21 protein-coding genes are annotated in these 18,602 nt (G+C 51.4%); 8 read left to right on the top strand and 13 right to left on the bottom strand.

The window, feature by feature from the left end; translation table 11 throughout:
- The first annotated feature begins 188 nt into the window (after nucleotides 1–188).
- Nucleotides 189–1,412 (top strand): MFS transporter, encoded by a 1,224-nt coding sequence (locus tag ACYUJT_RS03265; RefSeq protein WP_460318795.1) that lies wholly within the window; start codon nucleotides 189–191, stop codon nucleotides 1,410–1,412.
- 108 nt (nucleotides 1,413–1,520) lie between these two features.
- On the opposite strand, the gene ACYUJT_RS03260 is transcribed toward ACYUJT_RS03265, so the two are convergent.
- Nucleotides 1,521–2,150 (bottom strand): O-methyltransferase, encoded by a 630-nt coding sequence (locus ACYUJT_RS03260; RefSeq protein WP_460318794.1) that lies wholly within the window; start codon nucleotides 2,148–2,150, stop codon nucleotides 1,521–1,523.
- A gap of 130 nt (nucleotides 2,151–2,280) precedes the next feature.
- Here ACYUJT_RS03260 and ACYUJT_RS03255 point away from each other — a divergent pair, with 130 nt between their 5' ends.
- Together ACYUJT_RS03255 and ACYUJT_RS03250 are read left to right on the top strand one after the other, a co-directional pair.
- Nucleotides 2,281–3,426 carry a THUMP domain-containing class I SAM-dependent RNA methyltransferase gene (locus ACYUJT_RS03255; RefSeq protein WP_460318792.1) on the top strand — a complete coding sequence of 382 codons (1,146 nt, stop codon included), beginning with the start codon at nucleotides 2,281–2,283 and terminating at the stop codon, nucleotides 3,424–3,426.
- An 80-nt stretch (nucleotides 3,427–3,506) separates the two neighbouring features.
- Nucleotides 3,507–5,465 (top strand): LTA synthase family protein, encoded by a 1,959-nt coding sequence (locus ACYUJT_RS03250; protein ID WP_460319751.1) that lies wholly within the window; start codon nucleotides 3,507–3,509, stop codon nucleotides 5,463–5,465.
- 102 nt (nucleotides 5,466–5,567) lie between these two features.
- On the opposite strand, the gene ACYUJT_RS03245 is transcribed toward ACYUJT_RS03250, so the two are convergent.
- The 9 genes from ACYUJT_RS03245 to ACYUJT_RS03205 form a co-directional block, all read right to left on the bottom strand.
- Complete coding sequence (locus tag ACYUJT_RS03245) at nucleotides 5,568–5,798, bottom strand: DUF1450 domain-containing protein (RefSeq protein ID WP_460318791.1); 231 nt, start codon at nucleotides 5,796–5,798, stop codon at nucleotides 5,568–5,570.
- 26 nt (nucleotides 5,799–5,824) lie between these two features.
- On the bottom strand, nucleotides 5,825–6,127 hold the full coding sequence (locus ACYUJT_RS03240) for an iron-sulfur cluster assembly accessory protein (protein ID WP_460318790.1): 303 nt from the start codon (nucleotides 6,125–6,127) through the stop codon (nucleotides 5,825–5,827).
- An 81-nt stretch (nucleotides 6,128–6,208) separates the two neighbouring features.
- On the bottom strand, nucleotides 6,209–6,448 hold the full coding sequence (locus ACYUJT_RS03235; RefSeq protein WP_460318789.1) for a YkvA family protein: 240 nt from the start codon (nucleotides 6,446–6,448) through the stop codon (nucleotides 6,209–6,211).
- A gap of 100 nt (nucleotides 6,449–6,548) precedes the next feature.
- Nucleotides 6,549–7,475 (bottom strand): M14 family metallopeptidase, encoded by a 927-nt coding sequence (locus ACYUJT_RS03230; protein ID WP_460318787.1) that lies wholly within the window; start codon nucleotides 7,473–7,475, stop codon nucleotides 6,549–6,551.
- A gap of 39 nt (nucleotides 7,476–7,514) precedes the next feature.
- A complete protein-coding gene (locus tag ACYUJT_RS03225; protein ID WP_460318786.1) occupies nucleotides 7,515–8,147 on the bottom strand; it encodes a TraX family protein in 633 nt (210 codons plus the stop codon).
- 104 nt (nucleotides 8,148–8,251) lie between these two features.
- Entirely contained in the window at nucleotides 8,252–9,067 is an 816-nt protein-coding gene (gene racE / locus ACYUJT_RS03220; protein ID WP_460318785.1) for a glutamate racemase, read from the bottom strand.
- Between the two features lie 172 nt (nucleotides 9,068–9,239).
- The gene (locus ACYUJT_RS03215) at nucleotides 9,240–9,659 is read right to left on the bottom strand and encodes a YtxH domain-containing protein (protein ID WP_460318783.1); all 420 of its coding nucleotides are present in this window, start codon (nucleotides 9,657–9,659) and stop codon (nucleotides 9,240–9,242) included.
- A gap of 133 nt (nucleotides 9,660–9,792) precedes the next feature.
- Nucleotides 9,793–10,233 carry a DUF86 domain-containing protein gene (locus ACYUJT_RS03210; RefSeq protein ID WP_460318781.1) on the bottom strand — a complete coding sequence of 147 codons (441 nt, stop codon included), beginning with the start codon at nucleotides 10,231–10,233 and terminating at the stop codon, nucleotides 9,793–9,795.
- A gap of 26 nt (nucleotides 10,234–10,259) precedes the next feature.
- Nucleotides 10,260–10,547, bottom strand: a complete 288-nt coding sequence (locus ACYUJT_RS03205) for a Dabb family protein (RefSeq protein ID WP_213588889.1) — start codon at nucleotides 10,545–10,547, stop codon at nucleotides 10,260–10,262.
- A 179-nt stretch (nucleotides 10,548–10,726) separates the two neighbouring features.
- On the opposite strand from ACYUJT_RS03205, the gene ACYUJT_RS03200 reads away from it, so the two are divergent.
- Nucleotides 10,727–11,053 (top strand): hypothetical protein, encoded by a 327-nt coding sequence (locus ACYUJT_RS03200; protein ID WP_460318779.1) that lies wholly within the window; start codon nucleotides 10,727–10,729, stop codon nucleotides 11,051–11,053.
- A gap of 40 nt (nucleotides 11,054–11,093) precedes the next feature.
- A complete protein-coding gene (locus ACYUJT_RS03195) occupies nucleotides 11,094–11,930 on the top strand; it encodes a patatin-like phospholipase family protein (protein WP_460318777.1) in 837 nt (278 codons plus the stop codon).
- 72 nt (nucleotides 11,931–12,002) lie between these two features.
- Here ACYUJT_RS03195 and ACYUJT_RS03190 read toward each other — a convergent pair whose 3' ends face one another.
- Nucleotides 12,003–12,614, bottom strand: a complete 612-nt coding sequence (locus tag ACYUJT_RS03190; RefSeq protein ID WP_460318775.1) for a DUF1266 domain-containing protein — start codon at nucleotides 12,612–12,614, stop codon at nucleotides 12,003–12,005.
- Nucleotides 12,615–12,649: 35 nt separating this feature from the next.
- Complete coding sequence (locus ACYUJT_RS03185) at nucleotides 12,650–14,545, bottom strand: J domain-containing protein (protein ID WP_460318774.1); 1,896 nt, start codon at nucleotides 14,543–14,545, stop codon at nucleotides 12,650–12,652.
- 155 nt (nucleotides 14,546–14,700) lie between these two features.
- Between ACYUJT_RS03185 and ACYUJT_RS03180 the strand changes: the two genes are divergently transcribed.
- The 3 genes from ACYUJT_RS03180 to ACYUJT_RS03170 all read left to right on the top strand — a co-directional run bounded on the left by ACYUJT_RS03180 (nucleotide 14,701) and on the right by ACYUJT_RS03170 (nucleotide 17,717).
- The gene (locus ACYUJT_RS03180) at nucleotides 14,701–15,060 is read left to right on the top strand and encodes a winged helix-turn-helix transcriptional regulator (RefSeq protein WP_460319750.1); all 360 of its coding nucleotides are present in this window, start codon (nucleotides 14,701–14,703) and stop codon (nucleotides 15,058–15,060) included.
- Complete coding sequence (locus ACYUJT_RS03175; protein WP_460318772.1) at nucleotides 15,035–15,964, top strand: DsbA family oxidoreductase; 930 nt, start codon at nucleotides 15,035–15,037, stop codon at nucleotides 15,962–15,964. The genes ACYUJT_RS03180 and ACYUJT_RS03175 overlap by 26 nt, the downstream gene beginning before the upstream one ends.
- Nucleotides 15,965–16,025: 61 nt before the next feature.
- On the top strand, nucleotides 16,026–17,717 hold the full coding sequence (locus ACYUJT_RS03170) for a methyl-accepting chemotaxis protein (RefSeq protein ID WP_460318770.1): 1,692 nt from the start codon (nucleotides 16,026–16,028) through the stop codon (nucleotides 17,715–17,717).
- Nucleotides 17,718–17,786: 69 nt separating this feature from the next.
- Here the strand turns inward: ACYUJT_RS03170 and ACYUJT_RS03165 are convergent, their stop codons facing one another.
- Nucleotides 17,787–18,581 (bottom strand): Nif3-like dinuclear metal center hexameric protein, encoded by a 795-nt coding sequence (locus ACYUJT_RS03165; RefSeq protein ID WP_460318768.1) that lies wholly within the window; start codon nucleotides 18,579–18,581, stop codon nucleotides 17,787–17,789.
- Nucleotides 18,582–18,602: the final 21 nt, after the last annotated feature.

Genomic DNA, 18,602 nt, shown 5'->3' with positions numbered 1-18,602 from the left:
AAAATTTCCCTAAATTACATTATGCCCTTTTTAAAAGTAAGTAACAACTGTCACACTTCATTATCCGATGACAATACTATGACATCCTTTACCGGGCTGATGCCGTCATTATGATATACTTGAATAAGTTTGTGCACAATAATGAGGTACAACGAGACCGTGCGGAAAGAGAAAGGAAGTGAGGACAAGTGAAGGACAATACCTGGAAAGTGAACGTCCTTGTACTATGGTTCGGCCAGTTCCTTGTCAACGCAGGAATGACCATGATCACTCCGTTTCTGTCTCTATACCTGGCAAGAGATTTGCATGTGCACGGCGAGCAAGCGATCGGTTTGTGGGCAGGCTCGATCTTTGCCGCGAACTTTGCCACAGCTTTTATTTTCCAGCCGATCTGGGGCAAGCTCGCCGACAGATACGGCCGCAAAATCATGTTGCTGCGTTCCGGCTTCGGAATGGCGATCGTCATCACATTGATGGGCTTCGCTACTCAGCCTTGGCATCTGCTGGCCCTGCGCATGCTGAACGGAACGATTTCCGGATTCAATCCGGCCGCGGTCGCACTCGTCTCGGGAACCGCGCCCAAGGAGCGGATGGGCTTTGCGATGGGCGTGGTGCAATCCGGCATCGTCGCCGGGACGATTCTCGGTCCGCTGATCGGCGGATTGCTGGCCGAATGGGTCGGATTCAGGCCGATATTTTATATCACGGGCATACTGCTGTTCGCCGCCTCCGTTCTCGCCATGCTGTTTGTGCGCGAAAGCTTCGATCGTGAGGAAGCGGCTCATGTCCCGCAAATCTCTATTCTGCAAGGATTCATGGAACTGAACAAAACGCCTCAGCTGACGGCGCTGTTTGCGGTGACCTTCCTGCTGCAATTCGCCATGCTGAGCCCGATGTCACTCCTGCCAATTTATGTGGAGCATCTGCACGGCATCGCCGCCAACGTGCCGTTCTGGGCGGGCGTGGTCACCGCCGCTACTGGCATATCGAACATGATTACCTCGCCCGTACTGGGAAGGGTCAGCGACAAGGTCGGAGCGCACCGCATTTTAACATACTGCTTGATCGGGGCCGCCGCGACGCTGATTCCCCAGGCCTTCGTGCAAAGCGTCTGGCAGCTCATCATCATCCGCTTTCTGATGGGGGTATTTATGGGCGGACTCCTGCCCAGCGTCAACGCGCTTATCCGGCATTATACGCCCGATGGCATGGAAAGCCGGGCCTTCGGCTTCAACAGCAGTACGCTGGCCCTCGGGAACATGCTCGGCGCTTTGATCGGCGGCTTTTTGTCCGGTTATATCGGCATCGAGGGCATCTTCATCATTTCCGGCGTGCTTCTCCTATGCAACACGGTCTGGGTCCGGTTGAAGCTGTACGCGAAGCCGAAGCAGCCCTCGCTGAAGCAAGGCTGAGAAACATGTCTCCCTTCCATGCAAAATAACCTCGCCGCTTTGGCGAGGTTATTTCTTTGTACCGTACATATTCACCACGCCTTCACCACGCCGCAGAATAAATATCTGCTATTTGACCAGCGCCAAGGCCAGCCCGTCAAAGGCCGGGAGGAAAGTACTGAGCAGGCGCTCGTCACGGGCTATCATTTCATTGAATTTGCGCATGGCGAGCACGGCGGGGCCGTTTTTGTCCGGATTCAGGGTACGGCCGCGAAGCAGCGTGTTGTCCCCGGCGATGATCGCTCCGGGCAGAGCCAATTTAATCGCATACTCCAAATATACCGGATAGTTCTCTTTGTCCGCATCGATAAAAAAGAAGTCGAACCGCTGCCCCTGCCGCTCCAGCTCGATCAGGCTGTCCAAGGCCGGACCAACCAGGTAGTCCACGATCTCCCCGTACCCGGCTGCCGCCATATTGCCGCGGGCCAGAGCCGCATTCTCCTCCTTGAGCTCCAAAGACAGCAGCTTCCCTCCCTCGGAAATCCCTCTTGCCAGGCATATTCCGCTGTATCCGCCCAGCGCGCCGATTTCCAGAACCGCTTTGGCCCCGGAGGACTTGACCAGCAAGGTCAGCAGCCTGCCGTAACCCGGGACGACCGATACGTCTCTGATTCCGCTCTCTTCAATCGATTGCTTCACTTTATTCAACTGTTCATCCTCAGCGTATAATTCCTCGCTGTATTGTTCAGGGGTTAACATAAAAATCAGATGCTCCTCTCAGCCGAATTCTTGCTGAATCCGTTTGTATCTTCATTGACATTGTCCTATACTGAATTGTATGGTTTTTAGACGATGACTACAACTGATAAAACGGAGTTGATATTTTTATATGCCAGGTCCACTGCAATTAATCGCGACCTCCCCCATGGGACTCGAAGCCGTCGTAGCTAGGGAACTAAAAGAGCTGGGGTACGAAGACACGAAGGTCGAGAACGGGCGAGTGAATTTTACCGGAGATTTCATCGACATTTGCCGCTGCAATTTATGGCTGCGCACATCAGACCGCGTGCTGATCAAAATGGGCGAATTCTCTGCGGTCACGTTCGACGAGCTGTTCGAAGGAACGAAGGCGCTCCCTTGGCAGGATTGGATTCCAGCCCATGGCGAGTTTCCCGTCGAAGGACGTTCCCACAAATCCCAGTTGAGCAGCGTTCCTGCGTGCCAGGGAATCGTCAAAAAAGCGATTGTCGAGAAGCTCAAGGAATCCTACCGTACCGAATGGTTCGAGGAAACAGGACCCCGTTACGTCATTGAAATCAACCTGCTGAATGACATAGCCCTGCTAACGCTCGATACGACCGGACCTGCATTACATAAACGCGGTTATCGCAAGCTGGCAACCGAGGCTCCCCTGAAGGAGACTATGGCTGCCGCCATGATTTTGCTCAGCCGCTGGAACCAGAATCCGTCGCGCCCCTTCTATGATCCTTGCTGCGGATCAGGAACATTGCCTATCGAAGCCGCGATGATCGGCTGGAATATCGCTCCCGGGCTGCGCCGCTCCTTCAATGCTGAAGGCTGGCCCGTTCTGCCCGAGAAACTGTGGCAGCAGGCGCGCGAGGAAGCATTCGACTCAGTACAGGATGATATCCCGCTGAACATCGCCGGCAGCGACATCGACCCGAAAGCGATCGAAGTAGCCAACGCTGCCGCCAAGAGCGCCGGGCTCGGCAAGGAGATCATTTTTGAGACTCTGCCCGCGGCCAGAATACAGCCGCAAGGCGACTACGGCTGCCTGATCACGAACCCGCCGTACGGCGAACGGATCGGTGAGGAGAAGGAAGTCCGCAAGCTGATTTCCCAGCTTGGCCGGGTGGCTGCCGGGCTTCCGACCTGGTCGTTCTTTGCGCTCACGCCTACTAAGCAATTTGAGCATGATTTTCAGCGCAAGGCAGACAAACGCCGCAAACTGTTCAACGGCCGAATCGAATGCCAATACCTGCAATTTCTTGGTCCCCTTCCTCCGCGGCAATAATGCCCGGGAAGGGGTTTCCCTTTAAAAGGAGTTGAAGACCTGTGCCGAGGCATCCAAACTATTCATCGAAATCCAGCTTTATGCGTCTGCTGCGGAAGCTGAATCTGGGCGTGGTACGCTATTGCCATCTCGAGTATCCGTTGTTCGTCTTCGCCTTGTTCTGGAAGCTCCGCTATCTGCATCACAACTTAAATGCCAACAATATTGACATGAATCGGCTGGATAATATGATCGCGATCGGATCGCTCATCCTCGCCTCCTTCTGGACGCTATGGCTGAGTGCCCGTGCCCGTTCGACAGCCCTTGCGCTGCTGAATGTCCTGCTTACGGGCGTTATATTCGCTGACCTTGTGTACTACCGGTACTTCCGCGACTTTATCACGGTGCCAGTCCTGCTTCAAGCGGGACAGGTTGGAGAGCTTGGAGAGAGTATATCCTCCCTGATTCTCCCAAGCGATTTATGGCTTGCTGCCGATTGGCTCATAGCAGCTGCAATAATAAGCGCCCGGCTGCTTCGCCGGCGGCTCAAATCAGAGCATTTAGGTCATGACAGTAATGCCGGGATTCACTATGCCGCTGCAAAAGGAAGAAAACGGCCGATGATCCGCCTGCTTACGGGAGTGCTGGCCTTTGTGCTTGGATATGTCCTGACGATGGGACCTATCCAGCATTACAAGAACACCTGGGCTGGCAATTTGTTTACGGGCAACTGGTGGAATTTGTCCCTGTATAACATCACCGGGCTGCTCGGGTTCCATTATTACGATGCCTACCGCTACGCCAAAGAGCACCTGAGCAGCAGGCCTGCGCTAAACGCAGAAGAACACGAGGAAATCAAGCAATGGTTCCGCGGAGCAGCAGAGAAGCGCAAGGAGCATAATGATACTTTTGCAGCGTATAAGGACAACAATGTCATCGTCGTCCAGGTAGAAGCCTTGATGAATTTTGTGATCGGGAAGCAGATCGGCGGAGAGGAAATTACGCCTCATCTCAATAAACTCATGAAGGACAGCATGTACTTTGCGGGCTATTACCATCAGACAGGGCAAGGACGCACCTCGGATGCTGATTTTTCCTCAAACAGCTCCCTGCACCCGCTGCCCACAGGCTCGGTATTCGTCCGCTTTCCGAATCACGATTACAATATGCTCCCGCAAATACTCGGCGAACACGGCTACGAAACAGGAGCCTACCATGCGTACGAAGGCAGCTTCTGGAACCGCAATGCGATGTACAAGGCGATGGGCTATGATCATTTCTATAACAAAAAGCACTACGTGATGGATGAACCGCTCGGCTGGTCGCTCGGGGACAAATCCTTCTACCGCCAGTCACTCGATTTCATGACTCGGGACAACCGGCAGCCGTTCTATGCCTTTCTCGTAACTTTGACGAGCCATCACCCCTATCAGTTGCCTGCTTCAGAACGCAAGCTTGATGTCGGCGAACTCAAGGGAACCATCTTCGGCAACTATTTAGAATCCGTGCACTATGCCGATGAAGCCTTGGGGCAGCTCATCGAAGGAATGAAGCAAAAGGGGATTTGGGAGCATACGATTCTATATGTATACGGGGATCATGATAATTCCCTTAAGGATAAAGAGCCCTACGAGCAGTTCCTGGGCAGAACTTTATCGGAACTCGACATGCATCAAATCATGAATCAGGTGCCCCTCATTATTCATCTGCCGGACAACGGACAAGCTGGCGTATATCAGGAGCCGGCGGGACAGCTGGATATGGCCCCCTCTCTTCTTCATCTGCTCGGGATTAAGGCCGATTCCTACTACATGATGGGCAACGATTTATTCGGAAACGGAGACCGTTTCGTCGTGCTGCGCTCGGGGGCATTTACCGACGGGCGCGTGTACTATACTCCTTCCGCCGATGGCCTGTTCGAGCACGGGGAATGCTACAGTCTCGACACTAGAGAGCTAACGGGTTTAGAGCAGTGCCGTCGAGGTCATGAGGAAGCGAAGCTGCGCCTGTCCATATCGGATCGGGTCATCCAATACAATCTGATCCACGAGTATCGCTGAGCTTATCCTTTCATGTCCGCGCCTTGTTCCAAATAAGAAGAGCTGCTTATCTCGCTAAGAGAAATAAGCAGCTCTTCTTATTGGACAGCTTCTTTAAACGCTTTATTTGGGCTTCTTCACAAAAGGAGCCGCTTTGGCCAGCACCTCGTCCTCGGTCGGGGCGCTGATGTAGCGTCCGTTAATATATACGAACGCCCGCTTGCCGCATGGACCGCAATAAGATTTGCAGCCGATTTTGATTTCCGCATCCGGCGCCAGCTTCTGCAGCTTGGGCACGAACGTCTTCATCCGTATATGATTACATTTTTCGCATATGCGAATGTCATTAGCCATGTTGAATCCCTTCTTCTTTCAAAGTGCTAGTGGTCGCCGTGATTCCCTTTGGATGGATTCGTAATAACGAAGCCTTCCTGCGGGAAATATAGATAGTCGATCTTCACGCCTTCAAGAAGCGGTTCGTTCAGATCAATAATGACGTTGATTTCTTTATCCGTAGCAATGATGGAGTCCGTCTCGGCAGGCTTGACCAAATCGAGGCCGTAATGGGCGTGATCCCCATGAGCATGGGTGATGAACACTTTCAGTGCAAGACCCTTGTTCTCTTCCTTATCCAATTCCCTCTTTATCACCTTCGCCGCATTGCGGGTAATTTTTACGCTCATATGATCGCTCCTATCTTCTTATGACTACCTAACATTCCTATTGTAAAGAATGTCAACAGTTCACGCAAGCATGTATCCCCTCTAGGTCAGCGGGTGCTTGCGCTCGGCCCTCTTGACGAACCAGTCCATCAGCAGCATGGTTACGGCCATATCGTCTATCGGAATAAACGGCAGTACGTCCGGCAGCACCCAATAGGCCAGGGCAGGGACGATAAGCAGCAGCTTGTCCGATACAGGAACCCGCGATGAAGCCAGCAGCCTTGGAACACGGCGGAATATATGCGACCAATGCCGAATCGACCACAATCTTCTCCAATTCATAGCTGCTTCCCTCCTCTTTGCACCTTTGCATTCATTATTGCCTGCCATGCTTACCAATACAATACCCTAAACTACGCCAATTTAAAAAACAAACCCGGGGTTACCCCCGGATAAACTCGGCCAGCAGCGGCTTAATTTCTCCATAAATCGTCTCGAACTGCTCTGTCGGCAGCGGGTTGACGCCAACCCCCGCTTCGATCGTAAAGCCGGGACGGCGGAATTCGCTGATGAACCAGTCCTTGTAACCCGCATCGCTGCCTGTAAGCTTCACCGCTCTATATCCGCTGGCCTGGGCTAGCCGGTCGGCCAAAGCTTCGGAGCCATCCGGCTCAAGATCCCTGTAATTCCAATAGATTTCACGGCCTTGAGTATGAAGCGACGCTACTCTGCTGAACCGCAGCCTTCGCGTTAGGCTGGCGAGCGCAGCAGCTTCCGGCTCGCATAGCGGCGCGATTCCCCCATAGTCCTGGGAAGCTGGACCGACTGTACTGCGCCGGGCGCGCTCCTCCTCCCAGCCCGCGGGGAATTGATCGTTAAGGTCGACGCCGCGGATATTCGCCTTCCAGCGGCTGAAGTCTTCCACGCCGCCGTTCCACGATAACAGATGCTCCCTGTAGGGACATTCCAGCCATACACCATCCTGCGACAAATTCATGCCGTCCGGATTGGCCATCGGTACCGCCCATAGCGTTATTCGACCCAGCAGATCTTCGGTCAGGCTGCTGGCAACTCCGTTACAGGCTGAAGCCCCCAGCTCAGCCGCCAGTTCTTCGATGAAACGGAGCAGCAGCGGCGTAGTAATCCACTCATTGGCATGCACCGAGGCGTTCACATGGACGCACTCCTCGCCGCTCCCTAGAACGAGCGCATCGATAGATTTGCCGAGCACACTTTTGCCGATCTCCACGCGCCTCAAGCTGTCGTAACGATCCTGCATTTGTCTCATATCGGCTATGCCGTCCTCATAGCGATACCCTTCATGGACTTGCACGATGAACTCCTGGTTCTTGCTTACTGACGTCAACACCTTTTTTCCTCCTTTATCGAACGCCGGGTCAGCCTGCAGCTACTCGCCAATAAAGTGAACGATCACAGCAAGCACGGCCAAATGCGCCGGGTAGAACGTTCTCCAGAGCCAGCGAGGCACGCGCCACGACTCCAGCCTTCTCCATAAATTCGGCCCGTACGCAATGATCATTGTCGGAATGATGCTGAAGAGCTGAATGACCCAGCCATAGGCAATTAGCGCAGCCAGATTCAGAAGCAAATGCATTCCGACGAGCATCGAACCAGGCTTCATATAATTGAATATAAGCATGAGAAGCAGTCCATATGCCCCATATTCGAACGGAAAGACTTCGAACAAGGCGCACATCAGGGCAATCAGCGCGAAGGATATCCAGCCTGGAGACAGTCTATCGAGTACGCGGAGCAGAATTGCCGCAACGCACAGCGAGGCGACGACATTCAAATTGTTCGTATCGAAAGCCAGCTGATACGGAATTTGCGACAACGCCGCAATGCCCAGCATCCGGAGCACATATTTGCGGTGCGAGGATGTATGCCGATGCCCTTGCACCAAAGCGTAAGCGTATAAGGGAAATGCGATACGACCAATGATTCTCCAGAGGGGCTGATCGGGAAAAAAGAGCAGTCCTACATGATCGATCAACATCGTTAACATAGCGAGCAGCTGCATCCTAATCCTCCTTCATCATTTTGGGATGTTCTTTTCTTGTAATATTACAAAAAAACCTTTGCCGGATAGCCTCCTACCGGCAAAGGTTGTTCGCATTTTCCAGCTTAGGAAGGCGTGGAAACCTGCCATACGATGGGAGTAAGCTCGATCTGCTCCCCCAGCCACTGGCGGGCGATTTTGCTAAACATTTCAGAATCCCCGCTGCAAAAAAACTGATGAATCGGAATTTCATTGCCCCGGGCCAGCTGCCCCTTCTGGTATAGCACCGTACTGATCTCACGCGCGGTCTCGTCTGCGGAACTGATCAGCTTCACCTTCGGTCCCATAACGTCCTGAATCGCTCGCTTCAGGAAAGGATAATGCGTGCATCCTAGGATCAGGCAATCGATCGGACGCTGCTTCATCTCCTGCAGCGATTGCTCCACGACCAGCTTCGCCTCCGGCGTCTCAAATTGCCCCTGCTCCACTAGGGGGACGAAATTCGGACAGGATTCGCTCTCCACGTCAATCGCGGGATTCAGCTCCTTCAAGGCTGAGGTGTAGGCTCCGCTATTGATCGTGCCGATCGTGCCGATTACGCCGACCCTGCCCGTCTTCGTAGCGCTGATCGCAGCCCTTGCTCCAGGATGTATTACCCCGATGACCGGGATGCTAACCTTCTTCTTAATATGCTCGAGTGCAGCTGCTGTTGCAGTGTTGCACGCGATAACAATCATTTTCGGATTGTATTGAATCAAATAGTCCACGATCTGCTCGGTAAATAACGTGACCTCTTCCGGAGATCGCGGCCCGTATGGAGTTCGGGCGGTATCCCCGAAATAGATGATCTTCTCTCTAGGGAGCTGTCTCATGACTTCCTTGGCCACGGTAAGACCGCCAACCCCCGAGTCTAATATTGCGATGGCTTGCTGCACGAACATACCGCTTCCTTTTATTATAGTTTAGATGCTCTACGTTACTTTATGACCGTTCATCCTAAAGTGTACTAATTAATATTACCCGTGACAAGGAACGAACCCGGGAGCCTGTCCCGCTAAATGCGAGAAAAAAGACCCTGCAGGGTCTTTTTCATCATCATATCCGGCTATACGATTATGACTGAAGCTTATCCTCATCCGTAGCCGCAACCGTCTGCTCAACAGCTTCAGCCACTTCAGCCGCTTCGGAAGTGAATGCTTCCGCTTCTTCAGCCTCGTTCTCCACAATGATCGCGGAGATCTGCACTTCCTTGCCTTCGCCCGAGCTCTCCTCCTCGCCTTTGCTCTCGCGCCAAGCCTGAATGTCCTGAATGAGATTTCCAGCGGTTTCTTTCACAATCTCGGCCAACTGAGCGCTCTGCTCAGTAACCTTGCCGGCAATTTCACCCGTTTTCTCTCCGACCTGACGCGCCCCGTCGGCAATATCCTTGCGGAGCTCTTTTCCCGGCTTGGGAGCAAGCAGCAGCGCCGTAACCGAACCAACGACCGTACCGATGGCTGCGCCCCATATCCATCCTTTGTTCCCTTTGCTCACGATACATCTCTCCTCATGCGGACCGCCCGTACATCAGGGCTAGTGCCTATATAGTTAATTCATTATAAGCAGCAGATGCTTGTTTCGACACAACTAAAGAGAAGACATTTTGGGCTAATTTCCTGCAGGCCGGTTAGATCTCGATTCCTTCCTGATCCAAATATGCGCGGACGCGATCAGCAAAGGCAGTAAGCGCCCCTGCTTCCTTCAGCTGCTTCAAGAGCCCTGAGGCCGCCCCGCGGTCGACAGCGAAGTATTCCTGCACCAAAGGCTTGCGAAGGCGTACCAGTTCGATCAGGACGGCATGCAGGCTAGCGTCCACCACTTTCTCGTCCAGCATAATATCGATGATGTCTTCATAACTGCTTGCATCCCTCATAATAAAGCCGTCGATTAAATAGCTCCCTACGTCCGTAACGATTTCTAGCGCCAAATGAAGCGCTCTCTCAATGGCGTAGCGTTCAAGAAGCCCTGCATCCTGAGCCTCTAACGAATCCGACGAGTTCAGGACTTGTACAATTTCCGGCAGCATATGTAATCTGCGCTCGATTTGTTCTCGATTGACGTAATACACGAAAGTCTCCTCCTTCCATGTGCCGTTTAGAATTCGAAATCAACGGCAACCTGGCTTTCTCTGGCTTCCGCCATATGCTCGATCACTTTCTTGTGTACAGGGTGTACCTGATAGCCCTGCAGATCCTCGAGGGAATCAAACGTAGTAACGAGCGCAATATCGTAAGAGCGCGGGGATTTAACGACGTCGATCCCCACCTCAATGCTGCGAAGCTGCTCGATCTTTCCTTCCATATCGCGAAGAACGCCAGCCGTTCTCTCAATGCTCTCCGGCGAAGAATCCTTTAGCTTGAACAATACAATATGCTTAATCATGGCCTGCTTCTCTCCTTAGAATTAATGACTATCAATATATATATCATACCGCATTTTTACACTTACTAATATCTTAAAATAACTTTTCCCGCTTAACAGCACTCTTGTCCAAACTCTATGAATCTACTGAGCATACGATATATTGCGATTCACATCAAAACAGCAAGGAGGGATCCGTGATGGGCATCTTCAGCCGTTTGTTCAGACGGCGCAGGCTGGAGCTCCGCCTGCTGCATGCTGGGCTAGAGCTTCTGGAGCAGCGGGTCGGACATTTGGAAAGCCTGCTTGCCGCGGCTACCTTCCCCGATTCCGAGACGGTAGATCGGCTCGGTAAATTCGCCGGCGAGTCCCTTGCCATTCAGACGATCAGCTTAAATATTCCCGGAACGCTGGTGGCCGTTCATAGTGACAACTTCGAAATCCGCGATACAAACAAAAGGCTTGTCTTTATTCCCGCAGCAAAAATCATATCCGTCACGTTTGATAATAAACAGCTGCGACATTAAACTATGAATATAAGTGTGTACCTGATGAGGTGAGTAAAAAGTGCCAAGCTTGATATTGGAAGGGGGAACCCTGCGTCCGATTTTCAGCGCAGGCGTTATGGACGCGCTGCTGGACGAGGAAGTCATGTTCCCTTATTGCATTGGGGTATCAGCCGGAATCAGCAACGGATTCTCCTATATATCCCGTCAGAAGCGGAGGAACCTGGATATTGTAGAGCAATACCGCAACGATCCCCGCTACATTGGATACCGGAATTTTATCCGCCATCGCAGCCTGTTCGGGCTGGATTTCATATTTGGCGAAATTCCGGGCCAATTGATCCCTTTCGATATGAAAACATTCAACAGCTATGAGGGCAAGTTGCTTGTCGGCGTTACCAACGCGATGACCGGCCGGCCGGAATATATGGATGGCCTGCAAATCGACGAAGCAATGACCATGCTCAGAGCTACTTGCGCCATCCCGATGTTTTTCCCGGCAATCGAAATGGGCGGTTCCAAATACTATGACGGCGGGTTAACGGACCCGATTCCGATCCGCAAGGCAGTCGAGGACGGCAATGATAAGCATTTAATCATTTTGACCCAGCCGAAAGGCTACGTAAAAGCATTCAGCAAGCAAAATGCAGTAGTAGCCAGATTATTAAAGCGCAAATACCCGCTGTTGGAGGAAATATTGCTGACGAGACATGCACGTTATAATGAGACGGTCGCCTACTGCGAACGATTGGAGCAAGAAGGGCAAGCGGTCATTATACGTCCGAAGGTGCCGCTTAACAGCTTCGAGAAGGATGTCAGCAAGCTGCGCGATACTTGCCAGCATGGTTATGACCTGGCGATGGAGCATATGATAGACATCCACAAGCTGTTCCATTAAGCGCCCATGGAATGAGTCAGCAGCATCATCGCAAGAGGCATGATCCAATGGATCATGCCTCCTTGTTGTTTGCTACAATCTGGCACGCCAACTAATCCATCTGCTGGGACTGAGCCTCCGGGACAGCATTCGCGTGTGCATATACGTGCTGTAATCATCGTCTTGAGATCTATCGTTGCCGCTGAGATATTGCATTCCGGCGATGCAGGCAAGATGATATTCGTCCCAGCTCTCATACTGGCCCTGAGCCAGCTTGGCAATTTCCCGGGAGAATACTCTGGCTTCATTAAAAGCCAAATAACCCAATCTGACGCCAGTCTGAGCGACGGCCAGATATAGCGCGTAATCATAAGCCGCAATCCCTGACGGAATTAAAAAAGGCATGAGCCGATTAACCCGCAACAATTTGCTTTTCCGCTCATCCGAATCGGGCAGAGCTGCAATGTACAGATCGCGCTCCGTCATTGGCAAGGCAGCCAGACTAGCCCTCAATCGGTTGAACTCTGATCTGTATCCCTCGTACAGCAGCCATTTCAGCTTTCTGTCGCAAGTAATCGAATTCTTGATCCCGTAGTGATGATACATCCAATTGTCGAGCAAATGACTGGGCAACACACTAAGCCGATTCAAGCTCCCAACACTGTGATCATTCAGCGGGTCATTCAAAAACAGTGCGTCCGTCATCGCACAATAAAAAATTCTACTTCTCAATACTCCGATCATGGGCTAGTCCTTTCCGAATAAGCAGCTTCCGGCACTCTTTTCTTCTTAAAATGCAAACGAAGACTCCAAGTTACAAAACATAGAAATAAGTAGAAAGCGAACGAATTGCCCCTGCCGACCATAGACTTATTTTTAAGCTGCGGGCTTTCTTCGATATATTTCGGATAGAGCTCCTGCGGCTTCTCGGTATTGGCGGGCAGCTCCTTAAGATAAAAAGATACAGCAGAGTCAACATTCGTGGATTTTAGTATACGGGTATACCCGGAGATGGTCACGGGTCGCTCTAGGAGCGATCCGCTATTTCCAAGCCATTTTTCCGATAAAAATACGACATGCTGCCCTTCAAAGTTTCCAATGTAAATATAGCTCTTGGCAGAGCCATAATATTGCGGATTCTTCTCCGTGGTAGATCTCCCCTGAATCATTGTAGTTCCCTGCATTTTGCCCATTTGCAGTTCATATACGCCTAACCCAATGTCCAGTACGTCCGTTAGAGTTATGGATACATAGTTGTTTTTCCCTGCACTCTCCAGCTCTTCAAGGCTAACAATCGGAGCAATCTCCTTTATGTTTGTCTCCACTATTAGGGAATGCACGTACCAACCGAAGATGAGTAATGTGAATGCAAGTACGCATATTTGCAGCCACGAAAATTTCAGCTTGATTTTCCGCCGTCTAGCTGCTTTCCGTTCGCCGTACAACTTCCTTACATGCTCCGGTTGAACCTTAGCCAAGCCTTGCAGCGCCTGAGCTCCCTCCAGGGAGGCAGGTTCTGCTTGCCCTGCTACCTCCAGATAACATGCTCTGGCCCTGTCTTCTTGGCCTAGTTTCAACCAGCAATAGCCGAGTGCAAGCTTGGCATCCATCAGAGTCGATGTATGGGCCAGCACCCATTGATAGTCCTCGGCGGCCCGGGCATATTGTCCTTGCCGGAAGCAAATCCGGGCCCGAGCAAAATAACCCTCCATCTCCTCCGGCACGACTCTGATCTGCCTCTCGTAAGCCTGCAGCGCTTGTTCTTCGTTCCCCATTCGCCAGTAATATTCGCCCAGCAAACGGATCAGATCGGGATCATCTGCAAAAATTCCATAGGCTTCTTCAAGAAACTTCCCTGCTTCTTTCAAGTCATTGACGAATAGCGCTTGAAAGCCCTTATAACGGCATCTTAAAAATCGATCGTAGTCGATATCGCCTGCTCCTAGCAGAAATTCATATCTCAGCCCAGGTTCAATCAACTGTTTGGCGTAGTACTCCAGAAAAGAAACGGCTCCGGGGTATTCTTGCTCTTCCCGACGCTCCGTAATCTCGTGTCTCCAACCAAAGAAGCCCTCAAACAGCTGCCACACTTCTTGGGGCAAATAGCGGCGGCTTTTCAGTACCTCGAACAAGCGCTGGTTAATTTCATCCTTATTAAAGATGTTCCAAGCTATCCTGGAATTGAGCAGCTCGATCCAAGCGTCTCTTGAAATCCGGGTTGGAAAATGGTCATATATAGCGATCGCTTGCGCAATGAACTCATCGACATTTCCAATGGAATCCCCAGATTCATGAAGCTCCGTTTCCGACAACGCGACCCTGGCATCACGCGGAAGCCTAGAGGGAACATTGAAAGCCCCTGCGTTCTCATCGTCCTCCTGACCCTCTTGTCCTTCTCGCTCCCGCTCTTCTTGCTCTATGGATTGGACCGGGATGTAATCTTCTTCATGACCCATCCGCTGCCTGGCTAGCTTTATTGCCCGGTCATAAGCCTCGCGGAGCGCCTGGTACCCTTCGGCGTTCTCTTCCGGATGATTAACCTGAAGCCGCTTTGCATAAGCCTGTTTAATTTCTTTGATATCGTTTGTGGGCTCGATGCCAAGCCGCTGCCAAATTGTCACAAAAGATTCTGCCATTCCGCACACTCCATGCAAATGTAAATTTTTCGGATATATCCCCTATTTTTATCGGAGCGAGTACAATACTGTATTAATTTTTGTATATTTTTTATACTTGCTTTATTTTTTTATATTAAATATAATAAATATATCGAAGTGAGGAGGCGATAATTATTCAAGTTTGCCCGTACTTAGAGTACTCCTTCCGCATTCTCGGAAAGAAGTGGAACGGATTGATCCTGCACTATCTGTCCCTGTGCGCGAATGGTTCGGCTCATTTCTCGGATATGAAGCGAGATCTGGCGGACATCACTTCAAGGGCCTTGTCTTTGAAGCTGGCGGAGCTGATCGATTACGGTTTAATTGAGAAAAAGGTTACGGCTAATCCCGTGGTCACTATCTCGTACGAATTGACGGAGAAAGGCCGTTCCTTATCGGCTGCGCTAGCGCCTATCCAGAAATGGGCCCAGCAATATGAGAATCTACACGGAAAAGAGGAAGATAACGATGACAACCCAGAATATGATGTGTGATTTACAGACGGGAGTATGCGGAGAAGCTGGTGATGACACACTGGAGCTTATTGATTTAAATGAGCCTGAGAAGAAGATCCAGCTCTACTACGTTACCGACCCAATCTGCTCCCATTGTTGGGCACTTGAGCCTGTATTGCGGCAGTTTCAGGAGCAGTACGGCCATTATTTCCAAATCCGCACGGTGATGGGAGGTTTGCTGGAGAGCTGGAATGGCTTTGCCGATGTAAAGAACGGAATTAACAGCCCGGCAGACGTGGCCGGTCACTGGCGTGAAGTAGGGGAGCATTCCCGCATGCCAATCGATGGCTCGTTATGGCTCGATAATCCCGTGCAATCCTCATATATCCCTTCTCGAGTATATAAAGTTCTTCAGCAGCAGAATGAGCAGCTGGCGAACACGTTTTTGCGGCGGGCGAGAGAAGCTGTATTTGCCTTTAATAGAAACATCGGGGCGGACGAGGTTCTGGCCGATATCGTCAGCCAGATGGGATTGGATGGAGCCGATATTGTAGACCAAGCCGCAACGTCGGCTGCACAGAGCTTGCTGGAGGAAGATTTCGAGCTGTCCCGGTCGCTTGGAGTGCGGGGCTTCCCAACGATAATCATGGTCAATAAAGACAATAAGGGCGTGAAAATCGTTGGAGCAAGATCGTTAACCGACTATGTGAAGGCTCTGTCGCAAGTGTTGGAATCAGAGTCCCTGCAAGCGCGCGCCGTTCCGGATATGGCAGCACTCCTGATGAGAGAACAGCGCCTGTTCTCTAAAGAAATAGAAGTCATGTATGATCTTGAGCAGCATGAGGTAGAGATGTTTCTGGAAAAATCGCTCCCTGCGGGCGAGTATATGCTTTCGCAAGTTATCGGAGAGTCGTACGTAGAGTCCAAACACTCCTCTAAATAATAACGCGAATTATGTCGATATATAAGGAAAATATCGATTCGATTCATTTAGGAGGAACAGCATGAAATCAGTCAGAGCCAAGCTTATCGGGTCATTTTCCATCATTTTATTGTTTGTTGCGGTCATGGCCGTAGTAGGGTTATTCCAGATTAACAAAATGGCGAATTTCACGAAAGAACTCACCCATCGATCGATGTACGGTATTGCTACGATCGATAGGATCAACTTAAATATCGAACTATTCCTGAGCAGCTATTATCAATCTCTAACCGCTAATGATCCGGAGCAATCAAAGCAGCTTCAGGCCGCGATGGATTCCCTGTTGATCCAAATCAATGAAGGAATAGCCAATTACGAGAGCGTGGTTCAAACTGATGAGGACAGAAGATTGTATGCAGAGCTTGACGGGGCGTGGAGCAAATTCATGACCGGCATTGACAAATTAAACAGCGGACAAGGCAGTAAAGAAGAGCAGCAAAAATATTCCGAAGATGTCTCAACCGGGTTTGAGCAGGCTAAGGCCTCGATTGCACATTTATATGAAATTAATCATGCAGCCATCGAGCAGAGCAACGGCCACATTGAGGAAGTTTCGGTCAGAACCTCGATCATTATTTTTAACCTCGGGATTGTCGTACTAGTTATCGTTGCTGTGCTTGCTTGGGCACTTATCCGCAATTTAACTCGGCCGTTGAAGGTGACAACGGCGGCGATGAATCGCATTGCCGCCGGCGACTTGACCGTTCAGCCGATGGAAGTCAAGCGCAAGGACGAATTTGGAATCCTAGTGGAAGCCGTCAACCGAACCATCGTTAACTTGCAGCGGTCCGTCAAGCAAATGCAAGACTCATCCCATACCATAGCCGGCGCTTCCGCCCAATTGTTCTCCAGCTCGGAGCAAAATTCGGAAGCGGCGCGTCAGGTGGCGGAGATGATCCAAGAAGTGGCTTCCGGCTCCGATGATCAAGCGACAATGGCCATGGAATGCGGCATCGTCGTTGAGGAAATGGCCCAAGGCGTGCAGCGAATTGCCGAGTCGGCCGGAGAGGTTTCGGAGCTGTCCAGGCATGCTGCACTGCAAGCGAGCGTGGGGGCCGAGAAAATCGTAGAAGTATCCGGCAAGATGAAGCAGCTGAGCGACACGGTCGAAGACGCCAGCCAAACCATTCACAAACTTGAACAGCAATCGCAGCAAATCAGTGAGATTTCATCCCTGATCAGACAAATTGCCGCGCAAACGAATCTGCTTGCTCTCAACGCGAATATCGAGGCTGCCCGAGCCGGGGAGCACGGACAAGGATTTGCCGTCGTTGCGGGTGAAATCCGCAAACTCGCAGGCCAAAGCGATGAGTCTTCCCAGAATATTAGCGAGCTGATCGATACGATTCAGCAGGATATGCTGCATGCCGTTTCCTCCATGAGCCGAAGCCTGGAAGACGTTCGCGAAGGCACAGCCACGGTCGCCCAAGCAGAGGAAGCATTTAAAGAAATCGCAGCATCGACCGGCGATGTCTCGCTTAGGGTTCAGGAGACGGCTGCCGCGACAGAGCAGCTGTCGGCCTCAACGGAAGAGGTCGCCGCTTCAATCGCCAATATGGGCCATATTGCCAAGCAGACTGCCGAGATGTCACAGCAGGTAGCAGCCTCAACGGAAGAGCAGCTGGCTTCCAGCGAAGAGATCACGAGCTCATCCCAGAACTTGTCTTCAACTTCAGTAGAATTGAAAGATCTGGTGAATACATTTACGCTGTAACGCACAATCAAAGACGGCACCGCGATGAACCTCGCGGTGCCGTCTTTTTAATGCAATAAATAGGCATCATTATAAGATTTGATAAAGTGGCTGCTCCTCCAGGAAATGAACGGGAACCGCCGGAAACAACACTTGCAGCCGCATCGCTAAAGCTCTCATGCCAGGCGCTTCGCTCTCGGCATGGCCAAGCATGATCAAGGCCTGGTGACTTCCCTGCTGCCGGGCGTCTCTTACATATTCCGGCGTCTCCCACTCCGGCCCCTCCCCGGCAATGATCAAATCCAAGCGCTCTTGGACAAATAATGGGATTGCATTTGCACCGCCTCCGCGATAGCCGACCAATATCCCTACCCGTCTGCAGCGCATCGCCATATCCCCGACTACGCGGACGTACGGGACATTCAGCTTCAACTTTAAATGCTCCGCGATCTCGGCTACAGTCATCTCCGGCAGGTCAAGGATCATTGAAGCCGGGTGAACGCGATCAATGCAGTTCTCCCAATCCAATGCCTGCACTAAACCGGCCGTAATTCCGTCGGGCTTGTATTTATGAATGTAGTCATGCAGCCGAAACATCGCAAGCCCTGAAGCTTCAATCAATCCTTGCTTCTGCGCGTAGACGGAATCCTGCTGCAGCCAATCTGTCTGGCTATGATGGCTGTAATAGGGGCCTTCATGGGTAATCAATAAATTGACTCCCAATTCGACGGCTTGCTGAATCACTTGATGCGTCGGCATGAACGTAATGCCGATGCCAGTTACGGAGGTGCCCGGATCTCCCGTTAGCAGCCTGTCTACAGTATTCTCCAAAGACGGCGCGGGAGCCGTCAATTGATCCAATACTTGCTGTATCGTTATCGTCATTTGGAGTCCTCCCTCGATACA

It is taken from the genome of Paenibacillus sp. YSY-4.3 (assembly GCF_054767475.1).
Note: the sequence above shows the minus strand (reverse complement) of the source record. Positions and strands in the feature narration are given on the sequence as shown.

Coding starts and splice junctions, on each gene's coding strand:
- ACYUJT_RS03240 (WP_460318790.1), bottom strand. CDS start 6,127: ATGAGCGTAAAAATTACCCGCAATGCGGCGAAGGTGATAAAGAGGGAA.
- ACYUJT_RS03255 (WP_460318792.1), top strand. CDS start 2,281: ATGCCAGGTCCACTGCAATTAATCGCGACCTCCCCCATGGGACTCGAA.
- ACYUJT_RS03185 (WP_460318774.1), bottom strand. CDS start 14,545: ATGGCAGAATCTTTTGTGACAATTTGGCAGCGGCTTGGCATCGAGCCC.
- ACYUJT_RS03200 (WP_460318779.1), top strand. CDS start 10,727: ATGGGCATCTTCAGCCGTTTGTTCAGACGGCGCAGGCTGGAGCTCCGC.
- ACYUJT_RS03250 (WP_460319751.1), top strand. CDS start 3,507: ATGCGTCTGCTGCGGAAGCTGAATCTGGGCGTGGTACGCTATTGCCAT.
- ACYUJT_RS03260 (WP_460318794.1), bottom strand. CDS start 2,150: ATGTTAACCCCTGAACAATACAGCGAGGAATTATACGCTGAGGATGAA.
- racE (WP_460318785.1), bottom strand. CDS start 9,067: ATGTTCGTGCAGCAAGCCATCGCAATATTAGACTCGGGGGTTGGCGGT.
- ACYUJT_RS03190 (WP_460318775.1), bottom strand. CDS start 12,614: ATGACGGACGCACTGTTTTTGAATGACCCGCTGAATGATCACAGTGTT.
- ACYUJT_RS03225 (WP_460318786.1), bottom strand. CDS start 8,147: ATGCAGCTGCTCGCTATGTTAACGATGTTGATCGATCATGTAGGACTG.
- ACYUJT_RS03165 (WP_460318768.1), bottom strand. CDS start 18,581: ATGACGATAACGATACAGCAAGTATTGGATCAATTGACGGCTCCCGCG.
- ACYUJT_RS03205 (WP_213588889.1), bottom strand. CDS start 10,547: ATGATTAAGCATATTGTATTGTTCAAGCTAAAGGATTCTTCGCCGGAG.
- ACYUJT_RS03175 (WP_460318772.1), top strand. CDS start 15,035: ATGACAACCCAGAATATGATGTGTGATTTACAGACGGGAGTATGCGGA.
- ACYUJT_RS03170 (WP_460318770.1), top strand. CDS start 16,026: ATGAAATCAGTCAGAGCCAAGCTTATCGGGTCATTTTCCATCATTTTA.
- ACYUJT_RS03235 (WP_460318789.1), bottom strand. CDS start 6,448: ATGAATTGGAGAAGATTGTGGTCGATTCGGCATTGGTCGCATATATTC.
- ACYUJT_RS03245 (WP_460318791.1), bottom strand. CDS start 5,798: ATGGCTAATGACATTCGCATATGCGAAAAATGTAATCATATACGGATG.